This is a genomic window from Ancylobacter sp. TS-1 (assembly GCF_009223885.1).
Taxonomy (GTDB): domain Bacteria; phylum Pseudomonadota; class Alphaproteobacteria; order Rhizobiales; family Xanthobacteraceae; genus Ancylobacter.
On sequence record NZ_CP045144.1, the window covers coordinates 1,981,940 to 1,994,024 of the forward strand.

The 12,085-nt window shown below is 71.7% G+C and carries 8 protein-coding genes; 3 read left to right on the forward strand and 5 right to left on the reverse strand.

What is annotated here, in order from left to right:
- Window positions 1-17 precede the first annotated feature (17 nt).
- Window positions 18-494, forward strand: coding sequence for a nuclear transport factor 2 family protein (locus GBB76_RS09500; protein WP_152303090.1), 477 nt, complete (start codon window positions 18-20; stop codon window positions 492-494).
- 3 nt (window positions 495-497) lie between these two features.
- Here the strand turns inward: GBB76_RS09500 and miaA are convergent, their stop codons facing one another.
- The gene (miaA, locus tag GBB76_RS09505; protein WP_152303091.1) at window positions 498-1,421 is read right to left on the reverse strand and encodes a tRNA (adenosine(37)-N6)-dimethylallyltransferase MiaA; all 924 of its coding nucleotides are present in this window, start codon (window positions 1,419-1,421) and stop codon (window positions 498-500) included.
- A 102-nt stretch (window positions 1,422-1,523) separates the two neighbouring features.
- On the opposite strand from miaA, the gene serB reads away from it, so the two are divergent.
- Window positions 1,524-2,414 carry a phosphoserine phosphatase SerB gene (gene serB, locus GBB76_RS09510; protein WP_152303092.1) on the forward strand — a complete coding sequence of 297 codons (891 nt, stop codon included), beginning with the start codon at window positions 1,524-1,526 and terminating at the stop codon, window positions 2,412-2,414.
- Between the two features lie 8 nt (window positions 2,415-2,422).
- On the opposite strand, the gene GBB76_RS09515 is transcribed toward serB, so the two are convergent.
- Both GBB76_RS09515 and GBB76_RS09520 read right to left on the reverse strand, forming a co-directional pair.
- On the reverse strand, window positions 2,423-6,118 hold the full coding sequence (locus GBB76_RS09515; protein WP_152303093.1) for an AsmA family protein: 3,696 nt from the start codon (window positions 6,116-6,118) through the stop codon (window positions 2,423-2,425).
- Between the two features lie 174 nt (window positions 6,119-6,292).
- A complete protein-coding gene (locus tag GBB76_RS09520) occupies window positions 6,293-7,708 on the reverse strand; it encodes an FAD-binding oxidoreductase (RefSeq protein WP_202911221.1) in 1,416 nt (471 codons plus the stop codon).
- A 249-nt stretch (window positions 7,709-7,957) separates the two neighbouring features.
- Between GBB76_RS09520 and GBB76_RS09525 the strand changes: the two genes are divergently transcribed.
- Window positions 7,958-8,470, forward strand: coding sequence for a thioesterase family protein (locus GBB76_RS09525; RefSeq protein WP_152303095.1), 513 nt, complete (start codon window positions 7,958-7,960; stop codon window positions 8,468-8,470).
- Between the two features lie 24 nt (window positions 8,471-8,494).
- Here GBB76_RS09525 and GBB76_RS09530 read toward each other — a convergent pair whose 3' ends face one another.
- Together GBB76_RS09530 and GBB76_RS09535 are read right to left on the reverse strand one after the other, a co-directional pair.
- The gene (locus GBB76_RS09530; protein WP_152303096.1) at window positions 8,495-9,433 is read right to left on the reverse strand and encodes a 50S ribosomal protein L11 methyltransferase; all 939 of its coding nucleotides are present in this window, start codon (window positions 9,431-9,433) and stop codon (window positions 8,495-8,497) included.
- An 85-nt stretch (window positions 9,434-9,518) separates the two neighbouring features.
- Window positions 9,519-12,056 (reverse strand): UvrD-helicase domain-containing protein, encoded by a 2,538-nt coding sequence (locus GBB76_RS09535; protein ID WP_202911052.1) that lies wholly within the window; start codon window positions 12,054-12,056, stop codon window positions 9,519-9,521.
- Window positions 12,057-12,085: the final 29 nt, after the last annotated feature.

Consider the following 12,085-nt stretch of genomic DNA (forward strand, 5'->3'; position numbering starts at 1 on the left):
AGCCATGGAGCCTCGCGATGACCGACGAAACACGCCCGCCCTTGCCGCCCTTCACCCTTGAGAGCGCGACCCAGAAGGTCCGCGGCGCCGAGGACGGCTGGAACTCCTGCGATCCCCGCCGCGTCTCGCTCGTCTACACCCCGGACAGCCAGTGGCGGAACCGCGCCGAATTCGTCACCGGCCGCGAGGAGATCGTCGCCTTCCTCACCCGCAAATGGGCGAAGGAGCTGGACTACCGGCTGATCAAGGAGCTGTGGGCCTTCACCGGAAACCGCATCGCCGTGCGCTTCGCCTATGAGTGGCACGACGATTCCGGCAACTGGTTCCGCTCCTATGGCAACGAGAACTGGGAATTCGCCGCCAGCGGCCTGATGCAGCGCCGCTACGCCTGCATCAACGACCTGCCGATCCGGGAGAGCGAGCGCAAATTCTTCTGGGACCGCTCCGGCCCGCGCCCGGCCGACCATCCCGGCCTGTCCAACCTCGGGCTCTGAACGTCAGCCGAGGGTCGAGCGCAGGAGCCGCGCCGCCTCCGGCACGGCGAGCGCGGTCCAGCCCTCGAGCTGGTGACGGAACCAGGTGTCCTGCCGCTTGGCGTAGCGGCGCGTGTCGAGAATGCCGCCCTCGATCGCCTCGGCGCGCGTGATCTCGCCGGCGAGATGGCGGGCGAACCACGGCATGCCATGCGCCTTGAGGATGGTGCGGTCGGCCGGCAGCCCGCGCGCCAGCAGTACCCGCGCTTCCTCCAGCGCGCCCTGCTCCATCATGGCGTGGAAGCGCTCGGCGATGCGCGCGCGCAGCACGGTACGGTCGGTGGCGAGGAACAGCCGCAGCGCCTCGTCGCCCGGCAGCACCGGCGGCCCGGCGCGCTCGGCCTGCCAGCGCGCCAGCGGGCGTCCGGTGGCCTCGAACACTTCGAGCGCCCGCATCAGCCGCTGCGTGTCGGAGGGCCGCAGCCGCGCGGCGGTCTCGGGATCGAGCGCGGCAAGCCGGGCGTGCAGTTCGGGCGCCTCCAGCCCAAGCCCGCGCACCCGCTCGCGCACCTCAGGGGGAACGGTCGGCATGGGCGAAAGGCCCTGCGTCAGCGCCTTGAAATAGAGCCCGGTGCCACCGACGAGGATCGGCAGCCGCCCCTGCGCCTCGGCCTCGGCGAGCGTGCGACGGGCGTCCTCCAGCCAGTGGGCGACGGAGTACTCCTCGCCGCCGTCGACATGGCCGTAGAGCGCGTGCGGCGCGCGCGCCTCCTCCTCCCGCGTCGGGCGGGCGGTCAGCACGCGCAGATCGGCATAGACCTGCATGGAGTCGGCGTTGATCACCACGCCGCCGCTGCGCTCGGCGAGTTCCAGCGCCAGCGCCGACTTGCCGCTCGCGGTCGGTCCTGCGATAAGCACCGCGCGCGGGCGCCGCCCGTTTTCGCTCACGCCCGCCTCCGCTTCATGGGTCCGCCTCCGGGTCCGTTCCGCCTTTTTGCCCGCCGCCGGCCCGGCGGCAAGCCCTCTGTCGCAGCCCTGCCTCTGTCACCGATGTCCGATTCCCTCTCCCGCGTCGCCGTGCTCGTCTCCAACCCGGCCGCCCCGGCGGTCGATGCGGCCCTCATCGCGGCCGCCCGCGCGGCGCTGCCCGCCCCCGGCGAGGCGCGCCTGCTGGCCCCGGGCATCGCGGCCGAGATCCCGTTTTCGGGCGAGGGCGATATCGCGGCGGTGCGGACCGCGCTCGGCGCCGCCCCCGTCGACGTCGCGCTGCTGCCGGCCGCCGGCCGGCGCAAGAAGCTGTTCCTCGCCGACATGGACTCCACCATGATCGGGCAGGAGTGCATCGACGAGCTGGCCGACTATGCCGGGATGAAGGCGCATGTGTCCGCCATCACCGAGCGCGCCATGCGCGGCGAGATCGCCTTCGAGCCGGCGCTGCGCGAGCGCGTCGCGCTGCTCAAGGGCCTGCCGCTGGCGGTGGTCGACGCGGTGATCGCCGAGCGCATCCGGCTCACCCCGGGCGGCACCGCGCTGGTGCGCACCATGCGGGCGAACGGCGTGCATACGCTGCTCGTCTCCGGCGGCTTCACCCTGTTCACCGAGCGCGTGGCGGCCATGGTCGGCTTCGACGCCCACCGCGCCAATGTGCTGGTGGCGGACGGGGAGAGCTTCGCCGGCCTCGTAGAGGAGCCGATCCTCGGGCGCGAGGCCAAGCTCGCCGCGCTGGTCGAGCTGCGCGCCGGCCTCGGCCTCTCGCATGCCGACACGCTGGCGGTGGGCGACGGTGCCAACGACCTCGCCATGATCGGCGAGGCGGGTCTCGGCGTCGCCTATCGCGCCAAGCCAGCGGTGGCGGCGGCAGCGCAGGTGCGCATCGACCATGGCGACCTGACCGCGCTGCTTTATCTGCAAGGCTACGCCGCGACCGACTTCGCCGCCTGATCGCTCCCTCAGGGGGCGAGCGGAGGCGCCATGATCGGGCTGCGCAGCGGATCGACGGGAATGTCGACCGGAGGCGCCAGCGGCGGCGCGGCGCTGCCGGGCGCCAGACTGCCGGGAGCGAGGCTACCGGGAGCGGCGCCGCCCGGCGGCGAATACTGCCCGTAATAGGATTGCGGCGCGGCCGGGCGCGGCTGGGCGGCCTGCGCGGGCGCCTGCCGGGGGGCGGATTGCTGCGGTGCGGCCTGCTGCGCGGGAAGCCGGGGCACGGTCTGCGGCACATAGGACGGCAGCGCCGGCTGCACGGGGGGCGCGTCGGTGGTCTGGCCGCCATTGGTCAGCGGCGTGCGGCCATACTCGGCTTCCAGCCGCTTGGTCTCGCGGTCGAGCGCGCGCATGTTGATGGCGGTGATCAGCGCGGTGATGTCGAAGCGCCGCTCGGGCGCCGACAGCGCGCCGCGCCACTGCACGGCAGCGGCCGGGGCGGCGGGCAGCCCCTCGGTGCCGACATCCTGCATCTCCAGCGTCGCCTCGAAGCTGAGCGCGGGAATGTCGAGATAGCCGCTGAGGCCGAAGCGCTGGTCGCCGAGCGCGAGGCGCGCCGTGCTGGTGCGCGCCACGCCGTCGACGACGCTGACGGCGCTTTCCGCCCTGGCGAGCCGCAGCGGCCCGCGCGAGAGGCCGGCATTGAGCAGTTGCACCACCCGCTTCTGGTCCGGCGGCAGGCCGCGATCGGTGGCGAGCATCACATATTGCAGGGCGGTGGGGTCGTTGTACTCGATCTCCAGCCCCTCGACGGCGACGCTGCCCTGCCCCTGCAACTGGCTCGCCAGCGCGAAGGGCGAGTTGCCGCGCCCGGCGAGGTCCAGCGTGGTCGACACCTTGGCGCGCACGCCGGGCTTCTTCACATCGGCGCCGGCCAGCAGCAGCGTGCTGTCGGCGTCGGTCAGCGACAGCCGGCCGTCGAACTGCACCGCGTCGCCCAGGCGCCCGAGATTGAAGCGGCCGGCCAGCTTGCCGCCGGCCAGCGCGCCGGAGAAATCCTCCACCGACAGGCGGCCGCCGGACAGGCGGGCCTGCACCTTGGCGTCGCCGAGGGAGAGGTCGCCGGGCAGGTCGAGCCGGCCGATGCCGAGCTTCACATTCATCGCCAGCGTGCCCAGCGCCGGCGGGCCGAACCGCCCTCGCGGCCAGCCCTCGCCACCCCCCGCCGCCGCGCCGACGGCGAGACCGAGCGCCCGCGACGCGCTCCATTCGGCAGTGGTCAGGTCGAGTTCGACCGGCTGGCCGGGCACATAACCGATACCGCCGTCGAGCTTCTGGCCAGCGATAGATCCCGACAGGCCGCGCACCCACCAGGTCTGCCCGTCGCGGCCCAGCGCACCCTTGAAGCTCGCCGGCACGCTGCGCGCCCCGCTGGCGGCGATGTCGGGCAGCAGGGCGGCGAGATCGGCCCCATCGAGCGCCAGCGACAGGTCCGGCTGCAACCGCCCTTCGGCATCCTGGCCGAGCGTGCCCCGCGCGTTGAGGCTGGCCCCGGCCAGAGTCAGGCGGGCATCGAGCCGGTCGCCGAATTCCACCACCAGCCGCCCCGGCCCGAGCGCGGGCCGCAACCCCGGCACGCCCAGCTTCGCCAGCACGGCGCTGCCGTCGGTGGCGTCGAGCTGCACGCGCCCGTCGAGCGGCCGGCCGGCGCCGAAGCCGAGCCGGCCGGCGCCGGTCAGCATGCCGAGCCGCCCGCCGGCATCGAGGCTGGTGCGCCCGGCCTGCGAGGCGATCACGAGGCGGAGGTCGACCGGCGCCAGCGCCGCGCCGGCCCGGGTCAGCGCCGACTCCGCCTGCGGCAGTCCGAAGGCGCGGGCGAGCGCGGGAAGCCCGTCCGCCCGGGGACCGGAAAGCTGGGCCTCGAAGCGGCCATCCGCGCCGGCACCCGTGGCGTCGGGATCGCCGAGGGCGGCCAGCCGGCCCGAGCCGGTCAGGTCGAGGCCGGCGAAATCGTCGATAGCCAGACGCTCGATGACGAGCCCGCCGGTGCCGCCCTTGAGGATGAGGTCGACGCTGGCCGCGCTGGCCCCGGCGAAGCGCACCTGCCGGCCGGACAGGCTCAGCCCGAGGTCGATCTGCCCCATGCCGAAGCCGACGAGGCGCCGCGCCGTCGGCAGCAGGGTGTCGAGGTCGACGGCGGAGGTGGAGAGCACGGCGTCGAAGCGCGGCCGCACGCCCGCCGCCGGCAGCGTATAGGCGGCGGTGCCCGCGAAGCTGCCCTCGCCTGCGGTGACGTCGAGCTTGTCGAGCGCAATGCGCCCGGCGGCGATGTTGATGTCGGCGGAAAGACGCGCCGCCCCCGGCGGCAGGCCGACGACAAGGCTGCGGGCTTCGGGCGCCGCCCAGGCGGCGAAGGCCGGCAGGTCCTGCGCTTCCAGCAGCACGGTGCCGCCGAACAGCGTGCGCGCGGGATCGTCGGCCGTCGCCGTCACGCTCGGCAGGCTCCCCGAGAGCTGCGCCCGCGCGCCGCCCGGCAGGCGGGCCTGAAGGCTGCGGGCGCGCCAGCCGGCCGCCGACCAGTCGAGCCCGGCCTTCACCTCGCGCAGCGGCGCGCCGGAGAGCAGGACCGTGTCGCTGGAGAGGTCCAGCGTGCCGGTGGCGGCGACACTCGCCAGCGGCGCCACGGTGTGGACGAGCGCGTCGAGCGCGGCCAGCGGGGCGGCGCCGCCCGTCACCGCGTTGAGGTCGACCTGCCGCGCGGAGAGCTGCAGTTCGAGCCGCGATTCCGGCTGGGTCTGGCTCGCGCCGGTGAGGCGCGCCGTACCCAGAAGCTCGACCGGGCGCTGTGCCGATTCCAGCGTCAGGCTGAGCTCGCTGGCGGTGACTGCCTGCGCACTCGCCTCGACCGTTCCGGCAAGGCTCCAGCCCTTCAGCAGTTCGGGCGCGGCGGCGGCCTTCGGGGGCTGCCCGTCGCCGCCGCGCAGCGCCGCGGCGGGATCGTTGGCGCGCGCGAGCGCGGCATGGCCACGGAAGCCCGGCTTGCCGCCGGCGAGGCTGAAACTGCCGTCCGCGTCGATGGTGAAGGGCGAGCCGACATTCTGCACGCCAAGGCGCGCTTTGGCGGTTCCGTCAGCGGCGAAGGCCGCCAGCGACAGGCGCAGTTTGCGCCGCACGCCGCCATTCTCGACCTCGCCCTCCAGCCGCAGCGGCCCGCTGGCGCCGCCGATATCGCCGGTGAGGTCCACATCGTCGAGCTTGAGCGCGCGGCCATTGGCGCGGTCGATCAGCTCGGCCGAGCCGTCGACCAGGGTCAGCTCGGCGACGCTGAAGCCGCGCGGACGGACGGCGCCGGTGGGCAGGGCGACCTTGCCGGTGGCATCGACCACCAGACGTGCGCGCGGGCGCAGCAGCGTCAATTGTTCGGCCACCACCTCGCCGCGCAGCAGCCCGCCGAGGGAGAGGCGGCCGGAAAGCTCGGCGATCACGAGGCCGGTGCCGCCGCCATCGACGCCGATCGACACGTCGCGCAGCACGAGGCGGGGCGTCGGCAGGATCGACGCGTCGATGGGACCGCGAATGAGCACCGGCGCGCCCAGCGTGCGGGCGGCCTGCGCCTCGAACACCGAACGCCACTGCGTCCAGTCCACGACGAAGGGCGCGGCAAAGGCGGCCGCCACGGCCAGTATGACGGCGCTCGCAATGGTCAGCAGCAGGTTCTGCACGCTATTCCTCCGGCTCGCCCACCCGCAGACCCCGCCCGGAACGCGGGGGCACCGAACCACTCTATGCTAGATTGTTGATATTTTTTGCATTCTCCGTGGCACCCGCAAAGCGCCAATTGCAGCACCCTCGGCCCCGCCGCCGCCCGTCCGACGGGCCTGCCGCGATCTGGTATCTCAGGGCAGGATCTTGCCCGGATTCATGATGTTGCGCGGGTCGAGCGCCAGCTTCACCGCCCGCATCGCATCGAGCGTCGCCGAGCCGTGCTCGGCTTCCATGTAGCCGCGCTTGCCCTGCCCGACGCCATGCTCGCCGGTGGCGGTGCCGCCCATGGCAAGGGACCGCTTGACCATGCGCGAGATGAAATCCTTCGCCTTGGCGACGTCCTGCGGGTCATCCATGTCGACCAGGGTGACGGTGTGGAAATTGCCGTCGCCGACATGGCCGACGATCGGGGCGAGCATCCCCATCTCCTCGATGTCGCGCTTGGTCTCGTCCACGCACTCGGCCAGGCGCGAGAGCGGCACGCAGACATCGGTGGCCAGCGCCTTGGCGCCGGGCTTCAGCGGCAGGCAGGCCCAGTAGGCATCGTGCCGCGCCTGCCACAGCTTCGTCCGGTCCTCCGGACGCGTCGCCCATTTGAAATCGCCGCCGCCATATTCCGCCGCGATCTCGCCGAAGCGCTCGGCCTGCTCGTGCACGCTGGCCTCGGTGCCGTGGAACTCGACGAAGAGCGTGGGCTTCTCCTCCAGTTCGAGCTTCGAATAGGCGTTGCAGGCGCGCACCTGCACCTCGTCCAGCAGTTCGATGCGCGCCACCGGCAGGCCGGACTGTATGGTGAGGATCACCGCGTCGCAGGCCGCGCGCACGGTCGGGAAGGCGCAGACGCCCCCCGAGATCGCCTCGGGAATGCCGGCGAGCCGCAGCGTCAGGCCGGTGATGATGCCGAGCGTGCCCTCGGCGCCGACGAACAGCCGGGTGAGGTCGTAGCCGGCGGAGGACTTCTTCGCCCGCCGCGCGGTGGTGATGACCTCGCCATTGGCGAGCACCGCCGTCACCGCGATCACATTGTCCTTCATCGTGCCGTAGCGCACCGCATTGGTGCCGGAGGCGCGGGTCGAGGCCATGCCGCCGAGCGAGGCGTCCGCACCCGGATCGATGGGGAAGAACAGGCCGGCATCGCGCAGATGCTCGTTCAGCTGCTTGCGGGTGACGCCCGGTTCGACCACGCAGTCGAGATCTTCGGGATGCACGGACAGCACGCGGTTCATCCGCGACAGGTCGACCGAGATGCCGCCCTTCGGCGCGTTGATCTGGCCTTCCAGCGAGGTGCCGGTGCCGAAGGCGATGACCGGCACGCCGTGCTTCGCGCAGGCGCGCACGACGATTTGAACGTCCTGCGTGCTCTCCACGAACGCCACCGCGTCGGGGGCCTCGTTGGCGAGCCAGGTGATGGTGTTGGCGTGCTGCTCGCGGATCGCCCGGCCGGTCGCCAGACGGTCGCCGAAATGGGCGGAAAGTTCAGCGATTACAGAGGCCACCGCCGAGGTCGCCGTTCCCTGCACCGCCGTGGCGGACCGTTCCTGAAGCATGTCTTCCAAGGACGCTCTCCTTCTTCCCGGCCCGCCCCGAGGGGCCGGCGACCACGGCATATACCCAATCGGAAGGCGCCGCGACCCCGCCCGGAAGGCCCGGCCGCGCAAAAAGCGCGACGAAACCTCCGGAACGCAAAATTTCGGTCATCCAATAGCCATCAGAACAGGTGACGACTGCACTGAAAGTCGGCACAATGCTTGTCAATAAGGCAGCGCAGTCATGCGCTCGGCGGTCGGGATGGTGTCATGCTGAACGGGATCGACTTCGAACCCGTGTTTTTCGCGCCCTTCGTGTCGTCCGTGATGACGGTCGAACCGAGCTGGGCCGATCACAACGGGCAGTTGAACGCAGCCTATTACAGCCTCCTGTTCGACCGCGCGGTCGACGAGGCCGTCTTCCTCGTGGGTCTCGGTCCGCATCGGATCGAGAGCCGCAGCGCCTCCTTCATCACGACGGAGGCGCATCAGCGCTTCCTGCGCGAACTTCGCGTGGGCCAGGAGGTGCGGGTGACGCTGCGCCTGATCAATTACGACGACAAGCGCATGCATCTGTTCCAGGAGCTGCACCACGCCCGCGAGGGCTGGACCGCCGCCACCCATGAGCAGATCGCCCAGCATGTCGAGGCGGGCACGCGCCGCGTCGCGCCCTTCCCCGACGAGGTACTGGAGCGGCTGGCCCTGATGCGGGCCGCGCATGGTGCGCTGCCGGTGCCCGACGGGCTCGGCCGGCCGATCAACATGCCGATCCGGCTGCTGTGAGCCGCGCCCGGCGCTGACCGCCTCTCACCGCCGCCGGGCGGGCGTCGCGTTGCGCCCGGCATCGGCGGAAAGTTCGAGCGTGGTCCACCCCTCGATGGTCCGCCGGCGCCGCAGCCGCAGCCCTTGCGCGCGATAGGCCGCCAGCGCCGCATTGGCATGCGAGGGCAGCAGCCCCGACAGCACCACCACGCCGCCCGGCGCCAGCAGCCGCGCGAGCGGCTTGGCGATGGCCTTGAGCGGCGGCAGCAATATGTTGGCGAGGATCAGGTCGTAGGGGCCCTGCCGGCGGAACTCCCCCGCCCCCAGCCCGGGCGCGTGCAGGAACCGGATGTGCGGCGCGGCGCGGTTGGCCACCGCATTGGCCTGCGCCGTCGTCACCGCCACCTTGTCGATGTCGCTGGCGAGCACCGGCGCGTGGAACAGCCGGGCCGCCGCCATGGCGAGCACGCCGGTGCCGGTGCCGATGTCGAGCGTCCGGACCGGCCGGCGCTGCCGGCCATAGGCGGCGATGGCGGCAAGGCAACCCTTGGTGGTGCCGTGATGCCCGGTGCCGAAGGCGAGCGCCGCCTCGATCTCGATGCCGATCTGGGCTGGGGCGAGCCGGCCGCGATCATGCGAGCCATGGACGACGAAGCGCCCGATGGCGACCGGCGCCAGCCCTTCCAGCGAGGCCGTCACCCAGTCCTTCTTGTCGAGGGTGAGAAACCGCGCCTGCGCCCCGTAGCCGGGCGCCACCAGCTCGATCAGTTCGCGCACGCTGTCCTCGTCCGGCGCCTCGCCGAAATAGGCCTCCATCGCCCAGGCCGCGCCCTCGGCGAGATCCTGGTCCTCGAAGGCGGCGGTCGCGACCTCGGCGGGATCGAAGCTTTCGGAGATGATGTCGGAGATGGCGCGCGCCTCGCGCTCGGGCGCATCCACGCGCATCACATGCGTGGCGCCGTTGGGCGGCAATCCTTCGAGCATGGCGGTCCTCGGCTGGCAGATGCGACGCGCGCTCTCTAAGCGAGGATGCGGGAGAAGGCCAGCGGCACGAGAAGCGGAGCCCGCCTCACGCCGCCTCGACGAAGCTGTCGACCACCTTCTTCTCGCCGGCCTTGTCGAACAGCACGGTCAGCTTGTTGCCCTCCACCGAGGTCACGTCGCCATAGCCGAACTTCTGGTGGAACACCCGCTCGCCAAGGGCGAAGCGCGAGGGGGCGCCGGTCGACTTGGCGATCAACTCGCCCTCGATCAGCCGGCCGCGCGCGCGCTCGTTCGCCTCGAAGCGCGAGGGGCGCTCGGCGAAGCCGCCGCCCGAAGAGCCGCCCCCCGAAAAGCCCCCGCCCGAACGCCCGCCCTCCTGGCGCGCCTGCGCGCGTTGCCAGCCCGGCGTGGAATAGGAGGAGCCGAAGCTCTGCGCCTCGTCGAAGCGGCTCGGCCCGTAGCCGAAGCGGCCCGACTGCCCGCCGCCCCAGCCGGAGCCACCGCGCGATTCCGTCACCTCGACGTCGCCTTCCGACAATTCGTCGAGGAAGCGGCTCGGCACGGCCGATTGCCAAAGCCCATGGATGCGCCGGTTGGAGGCGAAGAACACCTTGGCCCGCCGACGCGCGCGGGTGAGGCCGACATAGGCGAGGCGGCGCTCCTCCTCCAGCCCGGCGCGGCCCTGCTCGTCGAGCGCGCGCTGGTTCGGGAACACGCCCTCCTCCCAGCCGGGCAGGAACACGGTGTCGAATTCGAGCCCCTTGGCCGAATGCAGCGTCATGATGTTGACCGCGTCGCCGCCGGCGCCGCCGTCGACATCCATCACCAGCGAGATGTGCTCGAGGAAGCCGATCAGGTTCTCGAACGGCTCCATCGAGCGCACGAGTTCCTTCAGGTTCTCCAGCCGGCCATTGGCGTCGGCCGAGCGGTCCTTCTGCCACATCTCGGTATAGCCGCTCTCGTCGAGCACGATCTCGGCCAGCTCGTGGTGCGGCATCGTCGCCATCTGCTCGCGCCAGCGGTCGAAGGACGCGACGAGATCGCGCAGGGTCAGCCGCACCTTCGGCTTCAGCTCCTCGCTGGCGACCAGTTCGCGGGCCGCCTCGACGAGCGGAAGCTGCGCCGCGCGGGCGTGGTCGTGGATCTGCCGCAGCGCCGCGTCGCCCAGCCCGCGCTTGGGCACATTCACGATGCGCTCGAAGGCGAGGTCGTCGGAGGGCGAGGCGATGACGCGCAGATAGGCCAACGCGTCGCGGATCTCGGCGCGCTCGTAGAAGCGCGGGCCGCCGATGACCCGGTAGTTGAGCCCCAGCGTGACGAAGCGGTCCTCGAATTCGCGCATCTGGAAGGAGGCGCGCACGAGGATGGCGACCTGGGTCAACGCGTGGCCCTGGCGCTGGAGCTGCTCGATCTCCTCGCCGATGGCGCGGGCTTCCTCCTGGCTGTCCCAGGCGCCCGTCACCGTCACCTTCTCGCCGCGCTCGCCCTCGGAGAACAGCGTCTTGCCGAGCCGCCCCTCATTATGGGCGATCAGATGCGCCGCCGCGCCGAGGATATGCCCGGTGGAGCGGTAGTTGCGCTCCAGCCGCACCACCTTGGCGCCGGGGAAATCGCTGTCGAAGCGCAGGATGTTGTCCACCTCCGCGCCGCGCCAGCCATAGATCGACTGGTCGTCATCGCCGACGCAGCAGACGTTGCGCGAGCCCTGCGCCAGCAGGCGCAGCCACAGATACTGGGCGACGTTGGTGTCCTGATATTCGTCGACGAGAATGTAGCGGAACCGCCGGTGATAGTCGGCCAGCACGTCCGGGTTCTCGCGCAGCAGGCGGATGCTCTCCAGCAGCAGATCGCCGAAATCGACCGCGTTGAGCGCCTTCAGCCGAGCCTGATAGGCGGCGTAGAGCACCTGCCCCTTGCCATTGGCGAAGGTCGCGCCCTCGCCGGCCGGCACCCGCTCGGGCCCGAGTCCGCGATTCTTCCAGCCGTCGATGATGTTGGCGAGCAGCCGCGCCGGCCAGCGCTTCTCGTCAATCCCGTCCGCCTGCAGAAGCTGCTTGAGCAACCTTATCTGGTCGTCGGTATCGAGGATGGTGAAGCCGGACTTGAGCCCCACCAGTTCGGCGTGCCGGCGCAGCATGCGCACGCCGATGGAGTGGAAGGTGCCGAGCCAGGGCATGCCTTCCACCTCCTCGCCGACCATGGCGCCGATACGGTCCTTCATCTCGCGCGCGGCCTTGTTGGTGAAGGTCACGGCGAGGATCTGCGAGGGCCAGGCGAGGCCGAGCGAGAGGATATGGGCGATGCGGGTGGTGAGCACGCGCGTCTTGCCGGTGCCGGCGCCGGCCAGCACCAGCACGGGGCCTTCGGTGGCCTCCACCGCCTCGCGCTGCTCGGGGTTCAGCCCCTCCAGATAGACGCCGCGCCCGCCGGCCGCCCGGCCGGGATTGGCCATCGCCGCCGCCCGCGCGGCGATGCCGCCGGGGCGGGGCGCCGGCGCGGGAAACGGATCGTCCGCGTCACGGGTCTCCCGCCGCGTGTCGCCGCCCGGCAGGTCGAAGGGAAGGTCGAACGGATCGTCGTTCGGCGGATTACGGGGATCGGCCAAAGGCCCGCTCGCTGTCATGCGTGATTCTAGATAGGAACAAAATGGCA

Bases quoted from the DNA above. Each gene is read 5' to 3' on its own strand.
- GBB76_RS09525 (WP_152303095.1), top strand. From the start codon at position 7,958: ATGCTGAACGGGATCGACTTCGAACCCGTGTTTTTCGCGCCCTTCGTG.
- GBB76_RS09530 (WP_152303096.1), bottom strand. From the start codon at position 9,433: ATGCTCGAAGGATTGCCGCCCAACGGCGCCACGCATGTGATGCGCGTG.
- serB (WP_152303092.1), top strand. From the start codon at position 1,524: ATGTCCGATTCCCTCTCCCGCGTCGCCGTGCTCGTCTCCAACCCGGCC.
- GBB76_RS09520 (WP_202911221.1), bottom strand. From the start codon at position 7,708: ATGCTTCAGGAACGGTCCGCCACGGCGGTGCAGGGAACGGCGACCTCG.
- GBB76_RS09500 (WP_152303090.1), top strand. From the start codon at position 18: ATGACCGACGAAACACGCCCGCCCTTGCCGCCCTTCACCCTTGAGAGC.
- GBB76_RS09535 (WP_202911052.1), bottom strand. From the start codon at position 12,056: ATGACAGCGAGCGGGCCTTTGGCCGATCCCCGTAATCCGCCGAACGAC.